The organism is Streptomyces sp. NPDC104814 (assembly GCF_055583185.1).
Genome location: NZ_JBVJOL010000008.1, coordinates 173,771 through 188,863, shown reverse-complemented (window position 1 = coordinate 188,863; position 15,093 = coordinate 173,771). Strand labels below are relative to the sequence as shown.

Annotated in this window: 14 protein-coding genes and 2 tRNA genes; 9 read left to right on the top strand and 7 right to left on the bottom strand. The window is 70.7% G+C overall.

The window, feature by feature from the left end:
* Positions 1 to 12: 12 nt before the first annotated feature.
* From ehuB to ACZ64A_RS25685, 6 genes are all read left to right on the top strand, one after another.
* Positions 13 to 927, top strand: a complete 915-nt coding sequence (gene ehuB / locus ACZ64A_RS25710; RefSeq protein WP_469813454.1) for an ectoine/hydroxyectoine ABC transporter substrate-binding protein EhuB — start codon at positions 13 to 15, stop codon at positions 925 to 927.
* On the top strand, positions 924 to 1,625 hold the full coding sequence (gene ehuC, locus ACZ64A_RS25705; protein ID WP_469813453.1) for an ectoine/hydroxyectoine ABC transporter permease subunit EhuC: 702 nt from the start codon (positions 924 to 926) through the stop codon (positions 1,623 to 1,625). Before ehuB ends, ehuC begins: the two co-directional genes overlap by 4 nt.
* Positions 1,622 to 2,272, top strand: coding sequence for an ectoine/hydroxyectoine ABC transporter permease subunit EhuD (ehuD, locus tag ACZ64A_RS25700; RefSeq protein ID WP_469813451.1), 651 nt, complete (start codon positions 1,622 to 1,624; stop codon positions 2,270 to 2,272). The genes ehuC and ehuD overlap by 4 nt, the downstream gene beginning before the upstream one ends.
* Positions 2,262 to 3,044, top strand: coding sequence for an ectoine/hydroxyectoine ABC transporter ATP-binding protein EhuA (gene ehuA / locus ACZ64A_RS25695; protein WP_469813449.1), 783 nt, complete (start codon positions 2,262 to 2,264; stop codon positions 3,042 to 3,044). The genes ehuD and ehuA overlap by 11 nt, the downstream gene beginning before the upstream one ends.
* A 208-nt stretch (positions 3,045 to 3,252) precedes the next feature.
* Positions 3,253 to 4,011, top strand: coding sequence for an IclR family transcriptional regulator (locus tag ACZ64A_RS25690; protein ID WP_469813447.1), 759 nt, complete (start codon positions 3,253 to 3,255; stop codon positions 4,009 to 4,011).
* 116 nt (positions 4,012 to 4,127) lie between these two features.
* Positions 4,128 to 4,201 (top strand) — tRNA-Lys (locus ACZ64A_RS25685).
* Positions 4,202 to 4,244: 43 nt separating this feature from the next.
* On the opposite strand, the gene ACZ64A_RS25680 is transcribed toward ACZ64A_RS25685, so the two are convergent.
* From ACZ64A_RS25680 to ACZ64A_RS25665, 4 genes are all read right to left on the bottom strand, one after another.
* Positions 4,245 to 4,673 carry a DUF3592 domain-containing protein gene (locus tag ACZ64A_RS25680; RefSeq protein ID WP_469813446.1) on the bottom strand — a complete coding sequence of 143 codons (429 nt, stop codon included), beginning with the start codon at positions 4,671 to 4,673 and terminating at the stop codon, positions 4,245 to 4,247.
* A 122-nt stretch (positions 4,674 to 4,795) separates the two neighbouring features.
* A complete protein-coding gene (locus ACZ64A_RS25675; RefSeq protein ID WP_469813445.1) occupies positions 4,796 to 5,401 on the bottom strand; it encodes a lytic polysaccharide monooxygenase auxiliary activity family 9 protein in 606 nt (201 codons plus the stop codon).
* A gap of 123 nt (positions 5,402 to 5,524) precedes the next feature.
* Positions 5,525 to 6,640, bottom strand: coding sequence for an SPFH domain-containing protein (locus tag ACZ64A_RS25670; protein ID WP_469813444.1), 1,116 nt, complete (start codon positions 6,638 to 6,640; stop codon positions 5,525 to 5,527).
* A gap of 32 nt (positions 6,641 to 6,672) precedes the next feature.
* Positions 6,673 to 8,046 carry a peptidoglycan-binding protein gene (locus ACZ64A_RS25665; protein ID WP_469813442.1) on the bottom strand — a complete coding sequence of 458 codons (1,374 nt, stop codon included), beginning with the start codon at positions 8,044 to 8,046 and terminating at the stop codon, positions 6,673 to 6,675.
* 189 nt (positions 8,047 to 8,235) lie between these two features.
* Here ACZ64A_RS25665 and ACZ64A_RS25660 point away from each other — a divergent pair.
* From ACZ64A_RS25660 to glxA, 3 genes are all read left to right on the top strand, one after another.
* Positions 8,236 to 8,309: transfer RNA gene (locus tag ACZ64A_RS25660), tRNA-Lys, on the top strand.
* 417 nt (positions 8,310 to 8,726) lie between these two features.
* Entirely contained in the window at positions 8,727 to 10,733 is a 2,007-nt protein-coding gene (locus ACZ64A_RS25655; protein ID WP_469813440.1) for a glycosyltransferase family 2 protein, read from the top strand.
* Complete coding sequence (gene glxA, locus ACZ64A_RS25650; protein ID WP_469813438.1) at positions 10,730 to 12,664, top strand: radical copper oxidase GlxA; 1,935 nt, start codon at positions 10,730 to 10,732, stop codon at positions 12,662 to 12,664. Before ACZ64A_RS25655 ends, glxA begins: the two co-directional genes overlap by 4 nt.
* Before the next feature lie 71 nt (positions 12,665 to 12,735).
* Here glxA and ACZ64A_RS25645 read toward each other — a convergent pair whose 3' ends face one another.
* The 3 genes from ACZ64A_RS25645 to ACZ64A_RS25635 form a co-directional block, all read right to left on the bottom strand.
* Positions 12,736 to 13,737: a glycoside hydrolase family 6 protein gene (locus tag ACZ64A_RS25645; protein ID WP_469813436.1), complete on the bottom strand. Its 1,002-nt coding sequence runs from the start codon at positions 13,735 to 13,737 to the stop codon at positions 12,736 to 12,738.
* Positions 13,738 to 13,832: 95 nt separating this feature from the next.
* Positions 13,833 to 14,498: a class F sortase gene (locus tag ACZ64A_RS25640; RefSeq protein ID WP_469813434.1), complete on the bottom strand. Its 666-nt coding sequence runs from the start codon at positions 14,496 to 14,498 to the stop codon at positions 13,833 to 13,835.
* Positions 14,499 to 14,500: 2 nt separating this feature from the next.
* The gene (locus ACZ64A_RS25635) at positions 14,501 to 15,082 is read right to left on the bottom strand and encodes a hypothetical protein (protein ID WP_469813433.1); all 582 of its coding nucleotides are present in this window, start codon (positions 15,080 to 15,082) and stop codon (positions 14,501 to 14,503) included.
* Between the last annotated feature and the right edge of the window lie 11 nt (positions 15,083 to 15,093).

Below are 15,093 nucleotides of genomic sequence, written 5' to 3'. Positions count from 1 at the left end.
AGCAGCGCCGCCATGGCTCCACCACACGGTCATGCAAGACATGGCGCACACACAACCGGACCCACTCGCCGGTCGCTGCTCGCGGGGGTGGCGGCGGTCGGCGCACTGGGTGCCGCGGGCTGCTCACGGGTGGCGACCGCGTCCACGAGGAAGGGCGGTGACCTGCTCGACCGGCTGCGCGCGCAGGGCGTCGTACGGCTCGGGATCGCCGGTGAGATTCCCTTCGGATACATCGACAAGAACGGTGAACTCACCGGTGAGGCACCGGAACTGGCCAAGGTGATCTTCAAGCGGCTCGGGGTGGACAGGGTGCAGCCCGTACCGACCGAGTTCGGTTCGCTCATACCCGGGCTGAATTCCCAGCAGTTCGATGTCGTGGCCGCCGGCATGTATGTCAATCCCGAGCGCTGCGCGCAGGTGATCTTCGCCGATCCCGACTATCAGATGCTCGATTCCTTCATCGTCCGCAAGGGAAATCCCAAGGGTCTGCACACCTACCGGGACGTCGTCGCGAAGAAGGCCAGGTTCGCGACCGGCACCGGTTATGCGGAGATCCAGTACGCGGTCGAGGCGGGTTACCGGGAGAGCGACATCCTGATCGTCCCGGACCAGGTGGCGGGGCTGAACGCGGTGGAGGCCGGCCGCGTGGACGTGTTCGCGGGGACCGCCGTGACCACCCGTGACGTGGTGAAGAGGTCGTCCAAGGCGGAGGCGACCGAGCCGTTCGCGCCGCTGGTGAAGGGCAAGCCGCATGTCGACGGCGGCGCCTTCGCGTTCCGTCCGACCGAGACCACGCTGCGGGACGCCTTCAACGCCGAGCTGCACCGGCTGAAGAAGAGCGGCGAACTGCTGCGCATCCTGGCGCCGTTCGGCTTCACCCGGGCCGAGATGACCGATCTGACCGCGAAGGAGCTGTGCGGCGGATGACCTCGGGACTGTGGGAACTCGTACTCAAGGGCGTGTGGGTCACGCTCCAGCTGCTGGTGTGCAGCGCGCTGCTGGGCGCGGCGGTGGCGTTCACCGTCGGTGTCGCCCGAACCCACCGGCTGTGGATCGTCCGTTTCCTGGCCGGCTTCTACACGGAGGTCTTCCGCGGCACCTCCGCGCTGGTGATGATCTTCTGGGTGTTCTTCGTGCTGCCGCCGGCCTTCGGCTGGCAGCTGGTGCCGCTGTGGGCGGGCACGCTGGCACTCGGTCTCACCTATGGCGCGTACGGTGCGGAGATCGTGCGCGGCGCGCTGAAGGCCGTCGATCCGGCACAGCGCGAGGGCGGCATCGCGCTGGGCTTCACACCGGGGCAGCGGATGCGCAAGATCCTGCTGCCGCAGGCGGTCCCGGAGATGATCCCGCCGTTCAGCAACCTGCTGGTCGAGCTGCTCAAGGGCACCGCGCTGGTGTCGGTGATGGGCATGGGCGACCTGGCCTTCAACGGCAACCTGGTCCGCCTCGCGTTGCAGGAGAGCGCGGAGATCTACACGTATGTGCTGCTGATCTACTTCGTGATCGCGTTCCTGCTCACCCGCGGGATGCGGGGGCTGGAGAGGCGGCTGAAGGCCGGGGTCGGCCGGGCACCGGAGAAGAAGGCGGACCCGGTGCGGGTGCCTGAGGGAGCTGGTGTCGCGTGACCTGGGACTGGAATGCCGTCAGCGGCTTCATGCCGCACTTCCGGGACGGCCTGCTGGTGACCGTGCAGGCGCTGGTGCTCGGCTCGCTGATCTCGTTCGCGCTGGGCCTGGTGTGGGCGCTGCTGATGCGCACGCCGACGCGGTGGGTGCGCTGGCCGGTCGGGGTGGTCACGGAGTTCGTGCGGGACACCCCACTGCTGGTGCAGCTGTTCTTCCTCTTCTACGTGCTGCCCGAGTGGGGCGTGACGATGTCGGCGATGACCACCGGTGTCGTCGCGATCGGCCTGCACTACTCGACGTACACCATGCAGGTCTACCGGGCCGGGATCGAGGCGGTGCCGCCCGGGCAGTGGGAGGCGGCGACCGCGCTCAGCCTGCCGGTGCGCCGGACCTGGACGGCGGTGATCCTGCCGCAGGCGGTGCGCCGCGTGGTGCCCGCGCTGGGCAACTACGTGATCGCCATGCTCAAGGACACGCCGATGCTGATGGTGATCACCGTGCTGGAGATGCTCGGTCAGGCGCGGCTGTACTCGCAGCAGCACTTCCGGTTCACCGAGCCGCTGACGGTGATCGGTGCCGCGTTCATCGTCATCTCCTATCTGGCCTCCCTTCTCCTTCGCACCCTGGAGCGACGCCTTGTCCGTTGACACCAGCAAGCAGCCGACCGCCACGCCCGCCGACCTCGGTCCGCTGGTGCGTCTGGAGCAGGTCACCAAGCGGTACGGGGACAACACCGTCCTGGACCACCTGGACTTCTCCGTGGACGCCGGCAAGCACGTCACGCTGATCGGACCGTCCGGTTCCGGCAAGACGACGATCCTGAGACTGCTGATGACGCTCACCAAGCCCGACGAGGGCGTGATCACCGTCGACGGGGAGCAGCTGTTCCCGGCGGGCGAGCGGCAGTGCCGTGAGGTCCGCAAGAAGATCGGCATGGTCTTCCAGCAGTTCAATCTGTTCCCGAACATGAGCGTGCTGAGGAACATCACCGAGGCGCCGGTCACCGTGCTCGGCCTGTCGAAGGACGAGGCGGAGGCGCGCGCCCGGGAGCTGCTGGATCTGGTGGGCCTGGCCGACAAGTGCGACGCGCGCCCGACGCGGCTGTCCGGCGGGCAGCAGCAGCGGGTGGCGATCGCGCGTGCGCTGGCGATGCGGCCGAAGGTGCTGCTGCTGGACGAGGTGACGTCCGCGCTGGACCCGGAGCTGGTGGCCGGGGTGCTGGACCTGCTGCGTGACATCGCGCGCAGCACGGACATCACGATGCTGTGCGTGACCCACGAGATGAACTTCGCGCGGGACATCTCGGACCAGGTGCTGATGTTCGACGCGGGCCGGATCGTGGAGGCGGGGCCGCCGGAGAAGATCTTCAACGACCCGGAGCAGGAGCGCACGCGGGAATTCCTGAGCGCCGTACTGTGACCCGTGCCGCGACTACGCGCCGTGTGCGTGCCAACACCCCAGGTCTCCGCACTGGGTCATGACCCGGACATATGCCGGAGGGTCGTTGCCCCAGTTGAGAGCGGTGCAATCTCGCCAACACCCTCTCCCTGCAGGGCGCTTGCCCGTTATGGTGGAGGGGGTCCAGGTTCTGGATCACGGCCTGAAAGCGACCGCAGGGGGAGACACCGTGGCGCTGATGAACGAGCCGACCGCGCCGTACCACGCGGCACAGGACGCCTTGCGCGTGCTGGAGACCGTGGCCCGGCACACCGCCGGCGTCACCGACGCCCAGATAGCCCGCCGCACGGGCCTGACCACCGAGCGGCTGACCCCGCTGCTGCGGATGCTGCGCCGGGAGGGATACGTCGAGCAGATCACCGGTGGCGCGTATGCCGCCGGTGACGCGCTCGCCCGGCTCGGCTCCGCCCAGGGCCGGGAGGAGGCGCTGCGGGCCCACCTCCAGCGCACCCTCGACCGGCTGCGCGACTCGGTGCGGGCCGCCGTCTACATCAGCCGGTACGTGGACGGCGAGGTGCGGATCACCCAGTACGCCGCCGGGCCCGGGGCTCCCCCGGTCAACGAGTGGGTGGACTTCCGGGAGTCCGCGCACGCCCACGCGGTCGGCAAGAGCCTGCTGACGCAGCTCGACCACAACGGCCGCCGCGACCATCTCTCCCGGCACAAGATGGCCCGTCTCACCTCGCGCACGATCACCAGCGACAAGCTGCTGCTCTCCCGTCTGGAGGCGCAGCCACCGACGGTTCCGGTGCTCGACCTGCAGGAGTACGCGGTGGGCACGGTCTGCGCGGCCGTGCCGATCACCGCGGGCACCTCGGTGGGGTGCCTGGCGCTGTCGATGCCGGTGGAGCACGCGCACCGGCTGCGCACGGCGGCGGACGCCCTCAACCGCAGCGCCGCTCCCCTGCTGCTGTCACTGACGATCTAGGCCGCCGGGCCGCCGCTCCGGGTGGTCACGAGCACCCCCGAGGACCAGGTAGTATTTTCTTCGTCGCCGCCCGCGGGCCGGGAGAAACACCTGGTGAAGCGGTCGGCGGGAGTCATGCGCCGCTAGCTCAGTTGGTTAGAGCAGCTGACTCTTAATCAGCGGGTCCGGGGTTCGAGTCCCTGGCGGCGCACGATACCGAAGGGCCCCTCGCGAGAGCGAGGGGCCCTTCGGCGTTACGGCAGGGCGCCGCCGGCCACGGAGAACATGGTGTGCGCCGCGATCATGAAACCCACGCAGACGACGACCACCACACCGAGGACGGACAGCAGACAGCCGGCTTCCGTCGCGAGCCGCCCCGGCGCGGGCGGCAGGGCCGTCGCCCCTTCGGGGTGGTCGGCCGGATACCGCACGGTCACGATGTCGCCGACGAGCGTCGTACCGGGCCCGCCCCTCTCGTCGAAGCGCATCCTGCGCCCGTCACGGCTGACGAACTCGTACACATGGTGCAGGTGCGTGTGCACCGCGCTGTCCCCGCCGCCGCTGGTCGTCGTGTACGTCCGCAGACAGCGCGCCTCGGCCGTGAGGCCGTCGCTCCAGGTCCGGCTGATCCGCCGGGCGCGGCCGAGCACCCTGACCGCGCCGTGGACCGCCCCCGTGATCATGAGCAGCGGTACGGCATAGAACGCTACTTCCGCTGCGGCCCCCCGAGACCCCGCGCCGGTCCCGATCGGCCGGCGTGGGAGGAACCTACCCGCGCCGGCCGGGGCCGTGGCTCAAGGAAGCCTCAGAACGTGACGTCCGAGCAGGCGTAGAACGCGTTGCCCGTGTCCGCGATCGTCCAGACCGCGAGGATCACGTGGTGGCCGCTGAGGCCGCTCGGCAGGGTGCCGCTGTGGGACAGGGTGGACGGCGGGCGCCGGCCTCCGTAGGGGACGGTGAGGAACGGGGTGAGGTCGAGGTCGGACCGGGAGAGGTTGTGGTCCTGGTTCCAGCCCGGCTTGGTGACGTAGTACTTGAAGTCGGTCGTGGCGTGCATCGCGGTGAACTGCCAGCGGAAGGTGTAGCTCTGACCGCCGGTCACCTTGGTGGTGGGCCAGGCGCCGCCCGACGGGGTGCGCGGGCCGTCCAGCTCGGCGAAGCGTGTGTTGCCGCCCGAGCACAGCCGGCCGTCGGCCGGTCCGGCGGCGGGGAAGCCCTTGGGGCCCTCCACGCTCTGCGGCTCCCACTGGATGTCGCCGCAGTCGGAGACGGTGCCGAGCTGGCAGACCTTCTGCCGGCTGACCGGCAGATCGGTGTAGCCGTGGCTGCTGGCCCCGCCGGAGGAGAGCGCGATCGCTCCGGTCGTGGCCAGCCCCACCACGGCGGCGTAGAGCTTGGTCCTTGTGCGCATGCTGCCGCTCCTGGGATGTGGGGAGTTCAGTGAGCCGTGCAGGTAGGTCTAGACCAAGTCCGAGGTTATTGCCGCCCGTTGAACATGTCCAGACCAATCACAGAGCCCGGCTCCCCCGTTCCCTCAGCCCTCCTGGCGCCCGGCGCAGAACGCCACCGTCAGGTCCTTCACCAGTGCCTTGCGCTCGTAGTCGTCCAGCGCCACCAGGCCGCGCACGGTCAGCCGGGTCACCGTGTCCTCGACCGAGTCCACGACCGAGCCGATCACGCGCGCCCGGTGCTCGGCCTCCAGCACGGCGAGCCGCCGGCGCTGCATCACGGCGGCCACCTCCGGGGCGTACTCCACCCGCAGCGGCCGCACCGAGAACACCTCCAGACCGACCGGCGCCACGTCCGCCGCGACCAGCCGGGTCAGCGTGTCCCCGGTCGACTCCGCCGGGGCGTGCCCGGTTCCGGGCACCTCCACCGGCACCCGGGCGAGCGCCACCTCGACGCACTCGCGCAGGAACGTCTCGTGGTCCTCCAGGCCGAGCGCGGCCCGCGCGGTGTCCCGCACCCGCCACACCACCAGCACGACCACCCGCAGGGCGACCCCGCTGGAGTCGGCGGCCGGCATCGGCTCGCCGCGCCAGTGCCGCAGCCGTACGTCCACGCCGCGGCGCAGCAGCAGCGGGTTGACCCACAGCAGTCCGGTGCGCCGGACGGTGCCCCGGTAGCGGCCGAACAGCCCGAGCACCCAGGCCCGTCCGGTCCGTCCGCGCGCCAGCCCGCCGAAGCCGAACAGGGCGAGCGCGCCCGCCCCCGCGTACACCGCCCACTGCGCCGGCCCGAGCCCGGCGTCCGGCGTCTCCGGCAGGTGCAGCGCCCGCGCGGCGAGCGGCGGCACCAGCCCCGCCCACCAGGTGGCGGCCGCGCACCCGGCGAGCCCGCACATCCCGGCGAGCACGCCCACCGCGCCGGGCAGCACCCGCGCCCGCCGCTCCACCAGCTCGGCATCGACCTGCGGCGCGGCGGGGCGCGGCGCCGCCGGGGCCGGGCGGCGCACGCGCGGCTGCTCACCGGTGCCCCGGCGGCGTGCCACGACGGTGGGGCGCACCGGCACCGGCTGCGGGTCGGGGTCGTCCCGGAAGAGAAGGTGGACGGGGATCTCGGTGGTGGCCTCGTTCTGGATCAGCCGGGGCGGGCGGGACGCGGCGGCGTCCGCGCTCCCTTCCGACTCGGGTGTCGTGGCCGTACTCAATGCGTGCCTCCAACCACTGCGGATGGGTGATGTCACCGGAAGAGCCGTCGCCAGGTCTCCGGGCCGGGGTAGCCGTCGGCGGCCGCGCCCCGCCAGCCCTGGGCGAGCTGGAAGGCCTCGACGGCCCTGCGGTCGGCCTCGCTCCAGCGCGGGCCGGGGCCGGACGTGTAGAACCTGCCGAAGCCCTTCTTCACCAGTTGCCGGCCGAGCGCGGTGACCTGGGCGTTGTTCGCGCCCGGGCGGAAGGCGCCGGCGCCGGGGAAGGGCGGCGGCGCGCTGGGCGGGGCCGGCGGCGCGGGGGTCCCCGGCGGTGCGGGCCTGCCCGGGGGCTCGGGGGTGGCCGGCGGTGGGGGTGTCGCCGGTGCCGGGGCGCCCGGGGGCGGGATGTCCCGGCCCGTGCCGGTGACCAGCAGCGCCCAGGTCCTGGGGCCCGGCAGCCCGTCCGCGTCCGCGCCGGTCCAGCCCTGCGCCTGCTGGAACGCCTGGGTGGCCCTGCGGTCGGCGTCCGTCCACACGGGCCCGGGGCCGGAGCTGTAGAAGCGGGCACCGCCCCGCTTGACGAGCAGCTGACCCAGCCGGGTGACGTGGGCGTTGTCCGCGCCGGGACCGAAGGAGCCCGCGCCGGGGAACGCGGTGGCGTCCTTCTCGGTGCCTCCGCTGCCCGCCGGGGCGCCGGCCGCGCCCTCGGTGACGCCCTTGTAGCGGTAGGGCAGGTACTTGGTGGCGTTGCTCCAGTACGGGTAGGGGGTCGCCTGGCGGCGGGTGGTGGGGCGGGTCTGCTCGTAGGCGAGGTAGTAGGTGTGCGTGTAGTCCGTCCAGCCGCCGAAGATCACCACATGGGACCCCTGTTCGGGGTCGGCGGTGTTGTGGAAGAGCAGGATGTCCCCCGGCTGCAGCTCCTCCTTGGTGATCCGGTCGGCGAACTGGCCGAGGCTGCCGGTCCACTCGTTGCCGGGCAGGTGCCAGGCCATCGACACGAAGCCCGAGCAGTCCTGCCGGTACCCGTCCGACCAGTAGGCGTACATGCTGTACGGCACCTGGGCCGCCACCCACACCTTCGCCCGGTTGATGATCTCCGTACGGCTGATCGGCGGCAGCTTCACCGGGGCGGCGGGTGCCGCCGGAGCACCGGCCGGCCCGTGCAGCGGGGCCTTGCCGCCCTGTGGGGTCTGCGGCTCGTCCCCTGCGGGAACGCCGGGCCGGCCGGCAGCCTGCGGGGCCGCGAGGGCGGGTGCGGCACCGCTCGCGGCGAGCGCCGTGGAGGCGGCGGCCGCGACGATCACCACCCGGTGGGCGGCCGGGCCGGGGGTCGGGGAGGACGGCGGGGCGGGCCGGTGCAGCCGGGCACAGCCGGGGCAGCCGCAGTCGCTCGCAGGATCGATTTCCTCGAATACCGGACTGTTCATGCGATCTGCCTCACACTCCGGTCCGTTTTGTCCAGGGCTGTACACGCTGATCAGTTTCCCAACGGTCTTGCGGAAGCGCATGGTGACGGTCCGAATGATGTACGACTTTCCCATTTCATGACATTAGGGACACGGCACGGGTGGTCAGGGGCACTCCTGGGCGTCCTGTAGAGTTGTCGACGTCAGCAGGCGCCGCTAGCTCAGTTGGTTAGAGCAGCTGACTCTTAATCAGCGGGTCCGGGGTTCGAGTCCCTGGCGGCGCACCGACAGCAAGACCCCTCGCTTCGGCGGGGGGTCTTGTTTCGTTCTGCGCCCCTGCGCTCCCCCACGCCCCCCACCGGCATCACAATGAGCGCGTTTGACCGGTAAACACCGTGTTTCGCGTCTTGCGATCATGCCGAACCCATAGAACCCTGGACGACAACAAGACGCGTATACACGGCACTTGGGGGGCTGAGGGCCGTTTTGCGCGGATGTCGCGGGGAGAAGGGGGCCCCGTTCACCTTGCTGATGCCGAGGGGGCATCATGCAACCGGAACGCTGCCTTTCCATGTCTACAGGGTTGGGACGACACATGGGGACAGCGGCCCGCCACTGAACCATCCGTGACGGTCGAGGGGGACCGAAGCGGGTGAAGCAACCAACAAGCACGCGCTGACCTGCGTGTGGGGGGATGACTCATGACGTCGACGCCGACGGGCGCCCGGCACGGCTCCGACCCGTCACAGACCACTCAGCTCAGGGTGCCCGCGCACCGGATGAGCACCACCGGAACCTTCCGGCGGATCAAGAGAAACCTGCCGAGATACGACTACGAGCACTACAGCAGGCTGGCCGGGCCCCTCACCCAGCCCGATCCGCACAAGCCGTACACCGTTCAGTACCGCTCACTGATCTCCCAGGAGCCGCACCGCATCCGGGTCGCCCTGATGCTGGCCGCGGCCCCCATACTCTCCCTGGTCCTGCTCTTCTGGCTGCTCCAGCCCGAACACTGGACCGAACGCGACTACCCGGCCTTCGACTTCCTGCCGGCCCTCGACGTGGTCATGCTGGTCTCGATCGGCCTGATCGAGTTCTTCCGCTGCCTGAACGTGCTGTCCAACGCGCACGCCACGCTCGTCGCCCGCGATCCCGTCCCGGTCGTGCCGGAGACCGGCACCCGGGTCGCCTTCCTCACCTCCTTCGTGCCCGGCAAGGAGCCGCTGGAGATGGTCACCAAGACCCTGGAGGCCGCCGTCCGGCTGCGCCACCGGGGCCTGCTGCACGTGTGGCTGCTCGACGAGGGCGACGACCCCGACGTCAAGGCCGTGTGCGAGCGGCTCGGCGTGCACCACTTCTCCCGCAAGGGCGTCGCGAAGTGGAACCAGGCCAAGGGCCCGCACCGGGCGAAGACCAAGCACGGCAACTACAACGCCTGGCTGGACGCCCACGGCGACGACTACGACTTCTTCGCCTCCGTCGACACCGACCACGTGCCGCTGCCGAACTACCTGGAGCGGATGCTCGGCTTCTTCCGCGACCCGGACGTCGGCTTCGTCATCGGCCCGCAGGTGTACGGCAACTACGACTCGTTCGTGACCAAGGCCGCCGAGTCGCAGCAGTTCCTCTTCCACGCGCTCATCCAGCGCGCCGGCAACAAGTACGGCGCCCCGATGTTCGTCGGCACCTCCAACGCCGTACGCATCAGGGCGCTCAAGCAGATCGGCGGCCTGTACGACTCGATCACCGAGGACATGGCCACCGGGTTCGAGATCCACCGCCACAAGAACCCCGTCACCGGGCGCAAGTGGAAGTCCGTCTACACCCCCGACGTGCTCGCCGTCGGCGAGGGCCCGGCCGCCTGGACGGACTTCTTCACCCAGCAGATGCGCTGGTCGCGCGGCACGTACGAGACGATCCTCAAGCAGTACTGGAAGGGCTGGGGCACACTGCCGCCCGGCCGTCTCTTCAACTACACGATGATGATCATCTTCTATCCGATGTCCGCCCTGAACTGGATCCTCGCGGCCCTGAGCTGCGCCCTGTTCCTGGGTCTGGGCGCCTCGGGTGTGAACATCGACCCCACCGTGTGGCTGATGCTCTACGGCAACGCCTCCGCGCTGCAGATCGGTCTGTACATCTGGAACCGGCGCCACAACGTCTCCCCGCACGAGCCCGAGGGCTCCGGCGGTGTGGCCGGCATGGTGATGTCCGCGCTGTCGGCGCCCCTGTACGCCAAGGCGCTGATCGATTCCCTGCTGCGCCGCAAGAGCAAGTTCGTGGTCACGCCCAAGGGCGACTCGGCGAGCCCGGACACCTGGTTCGGCACCTTCCGCTACCACTGGTACTTCATCGCCATCTTCGGCGGCTCCATCACCGCGGGCCTCGTCCTCGGGCACTCACACCCGGCGATGATCATCTGGGCGACGTTCGCCCTGCTCATCACCGCCGCGCCGATCTTCGTCTGGCGCCATGAACTGCGGCAGGCCGCGAAGAAGCGGGCCGCCCACGCGGCGGGAGCACCGCAGGACGCGGTCCCGCCGGCCCCGGGGCACGGGACACCCGCGCACGGGACACCCGCGCACGCGGCCGCGGTGCCGTACGCGCCGCACGGCCCGGCCCCGCGCCCGCAGTGGGCCGAGCCGGGCTCCGGCAACGACCAGACCATGCAGATCGCCCTTGGTGGGCTGGGGGGACGTAAGGAATGAACGACCGAGCCGGCCGCCGCCGCGCCCGTCGACTCGCGATAGGCACGGCGGTGGTTCTCGCGCTGGCCGGGATGAACGGCCCGTGGCTGTACCGCTTCAGCACCGCGAAGTACCACGACTACAAGATCAACAAGCCGGAGTACAAGGCGGAGAACGGCCACTGGGACATCGTCCAGTTCCCCGAGGAGTACCGCCAGAACACCATTCACGCGGCGCTGCTGCACACCGGCAAGATCCTGCTCGTCGCCGGGTCCGGCAACAACCAGGAGAACTTCGACGCCAAGAAGTTCGACACCCGGATCTGGGACCCGGTCAAGGGCACCATCAAGAAGGTGCCCACGCCGAGCGACCTGTTCTGCACCGGCCACACCCAGCTGGCCAACGGCAACCTGCTCATCGCGGGCGGTACCAAGCGGTACGAGAAGCTCAAGGGTGACGTCACCAAGGCCGGCGGCCTGATGATCGTCCACAACGAGAACCCGGACAAGCCGATCACCCTGCCCGCGGGCACCCGGTTCACCGGCAAGGAGAACGGCAAGACCTTCGTCTCCAAGGACCCGGTGCTCGTACCCCGCGCGAAGAAGGTCTTCGACCAGGCCGGAAGGTTCCTGCGCAACGACCCCGGGCTCGGCCGTATCTATGTCGAGGCGCAGCGCAGCGGGCAGAAGTACGAGACCGGCACCCAGGACAACTACCGCATCCAGGGGCTGTCCGGCGCCGACGCCCGCAACACCTACGGCATCGCGCAGAAGCTCGCCCTGGACAAGAAGGACTTCCAGGGCATCCGCGACGCCTACGAGTTCGACCCGGTCGCCGAGAGATACATCAAGGTCGACCCGATGAACGAGGCCCGCTGGTACCCGACGCTCACCACGCTGAGCGACGGCAAGGTCCTCAGCGTCTCCGGTCTCGACGACATCGGCCAGCTGGTCCCGGGCAAGAACGAGGTCTTCGACCCGAAGACCAGGACGTGGTCCTACACCAAGTCGGTCCGTCAGTTCCCCACCTATCCGGCGCTGTTCCTGCTGGAGAACGGGAAGATCTTCTACTCGGGCTCCAACGCCGGCTACGGACCCGACAACGTCGGGCGTGAGCCGGGCGTCTGGGACGTGGACACCAACAAGTTCACCAAGATCCCGGGCCTGAGCGACGCGAACATGATGGAGACGTCCGGCACGGTGCTGCTGCCGCCGGCCCAGGACGAGAAGTACATGGTGATCGGCGGCGGCGGGGTCGGCGAGTCCAAGCTGTCCAGCAACCGGACGCGGATCGTGGACCTGAAGCAGCAGGACCCGAAGTTCGTGGACGGCCCGACGCTGGAGAAGGGCACCCGCTACCCGCAGTCCTCGATCCTCCCGGACGACAGCGTGCTGGTCTCCGGCGGCTCGGAGGACTACCGCGGGCGCGGCGACTCCAACATCCTCCAGGCACGGCTCTACGACCCGAAGGCCAACGCCTTCAAGCCGGTCGCCGATCCGCTGGTCGGACGCAACTACCACTCCGGGTCGATCCTGCTGCCCGACGGCCGGGTGATGTTCTTCGGCTCCGACTCGCTCTACGGCGACAAGGCCAACACCAAGCCGGGCAAGTTCGAGCAGCGCATCGAGATCTACACGCCGCCCTATCTGTACCGGGACGCGCGGCCCGACCTGTCCGGCGGCCCGCAGACCATCGAGCGCGGCGCCTCGGGCACGTTCACCTCGCAGCACGCCGCCACGATCAAGAAGGCCCGGCTGATCCGGCCGAGCGCGTCGACCCACGTCACGGACGTCGACCAGCGCTCGGTCGCGCTGGACTTCACGGTGTCCGGCGACAAGGTGACGGTGACGGTCCCGAAGAACCGCAACCTCGTCCCGTCCGGCTGGTACATGCTGTTCGTGGACGACGACCAGGGCACGCCGAGCACGGCGCAGTGGGTGCGCGTCCCCTAGGGGGCGTCTCGACCACCGTGCACGACGAAGGGGCGCCCCGCTGCCGGGGGCGCCCCTTCGTGCTGCCGTTCCTACTTGGATGCCTCGGCGAGCTTCAGGGCGTAGTCCGCCCACCACTGACCCGCCTTCGGGCCGCCCTTGCACTCCCCGTCGGACTCCCCGGGGCGCTTCACCCAGAGGTAGGCGTCGACCAGCGGGTCGGCGGTCTTCGTCGTCGGCGGCTCGCCCAGCGCCCGGCCCGGCGGGTTGCACCAGCGCTCGTTCGTCTCGCCGCCGGTGTAGGGGCCGTTGCCGTTGCGGCTGGTGTCGACGACGAAGTGCTTGCCGCCGGTCTTCGCCGACAGCTGCCTGCCGTAGGCGATCGAGTCCTTGGTGGAGTAGAAGTTGGACACGTTGACCGCGAAACCGTCGGCCCGGTCGACGCCCGCCCACTTCAGCGGCTCGACGACCTGGTCGGGATGGCCCCAGCCCGCGTTGCCCGCGTCCAGGTACACCTTGGTGTTCCTCAGCGACTTGAGCTTGGCGATCGCGCCCTTGAGCAGGTCGTAGCGCTCCTCGTGGAACTCGTCCGGGGTGCAGCCGTCCACCAAGTGCAGCACCGCGTCCGGTTCCAGGATCACCGTGGCCGCGCGGTCGCCGATGCCCTTCGCCACGCCGTCGATCCAGGCGCGGTAGGTGTCGCCGTCGGCGGCGCCGCCCTGCGAGTACTGGCCGCAGTCGCGGTGCGGGATGTCGTACAGCACCAGCAGCGCGGTGCGGCCGGCCTTGTCGGCGGCCTCGGTGAAGCCGCGCGCCTCGGCCTCGGGGTTCTCCGGGCCGATCCACTCGCCGGTCGGCTGCTCGGCGATCTTGCGGATCTGGTCGGCCTCCGTCCGCCTGTCGTCCTTCAGATAGGCCGCGACCTGCCGGGCCGCCGTTCCGTCCGGGTTGACCCAGAACGGATCGGCCTCCTTGGGCTGCTGAGTGATCTGCGCGGCCGCCGCGCCTTCCTTGTCGTCACCGCTCCCGGAGGAACAACCGGCGATCAGCAGCGCCGCCCCCAGCGCTGCCGCCACCCCCCTCTTGCGGTACATCCAACTCCCCCTCGGGTGGCCTCGTCTCGGGGCTCAATCCTGGCATACGACCCGCGACGCCCACGAGGTCCACCGGGCGGACGGTCGGCGAGCTGTTACAGCCGGGTGCCCGTCAGATAGGCGGAGACGACCACGTTGGCCGTGTAGCTGCGGCTCGCCTTGTCGAAGGTGCCGCCGCAGGTGATCAGCCGCAGCTCGGCGCGCCCCGGCTGACGGGGGCCGTAGGCGCGCCGGGCGTCGAAGTGGTCGCGGGGCAGGACCTCGACGTCGTCGACGGTGAACTCGGCGACGTGACCGTCGGCGCGCACGACACGGACGGTGCGGCCCGGCCTGAGCGTGCTCAGCCTGTAGAAGACGGCCGGTTTCGTCGCGGTGTCGACGTGCCCCACCATCAGCGCGGTCCCCGCCGCGCCCGGTGCCGCACCGCCCGCGTACCAGCCGACCACCGCCGCCTGGTCGAAGGGCGGCGGGTCGATGGCGCCCTGGGCGTCCAGGCCGCGCCCCACGACCGGTGCCTGCACGCCCAGGTCGGGGATGTCGATGCGCTGCGGCGCGGCGCCCCTGAGGGGCCGGGCGGCCGGGGGCAGCTCGGGGAGCGGCGGGCGGCCGGCGGCGGCCATGTCGCCGGTGGTCGGCGCGGACATGCCCTGCCGTACGTCGGTGACCTTCATCCCCCACAGCCAGAGCCCCAGCAGCAGGACCGCCCAGGCCAGGCCCATGACCAGGCGCGCGGTGCCGGAGGAGCGTTCGATGTCCGCCATGGTCAGTGGGTCCTGCGGCTCCGGCGGGCCACACCCCGCACCCCCACCGCGGTCGCGGCGACACCGGCGAGGACCAGGCCCATGACGGCGTGCCCGAGGCCGGGCCCCTCGGCGTGGGCGTCGGCGGCGGCGATGCGCGCGGTGCGCTCGGCGGTGAGCCGCGCGGTGCCGCCGCCGCCCGCGTGGACGGGGGCGATCGGGGTGGCCGGGGCGGACGCCGGCGGTTCGTGCGCGGGAGGGCTCGGGTGCCCGCCGCTCCGCACGACGGTGACCTTGCCGGTGACCGTGCGGTCGCCGCAGGTGACCTTCACGTCGTACGCGCCGGGGGTGGCGGTGGAGCGGATCTTGCTCTCCCCGGTGAGCGTGCCGTCGGCGGCGGCGAGGTGGGCGTCGACGACGAACGCGGGGGAGACGGCGGTGGCGGTGCGGGCGGCGCAGCCGCGCACGCTCAGCGAGACGTCGGCGCCGGGGGCGGGTGAGGAAGGGGACACCGAGACCGCGCCTGTGTCCGCCGCGTACGCCGCCGGGGTGAGCGCGGCGAGCACCGCGGCGCCCGCACAGACAGTGACCTTCAGTGAGCCCATCGTGTACCTCC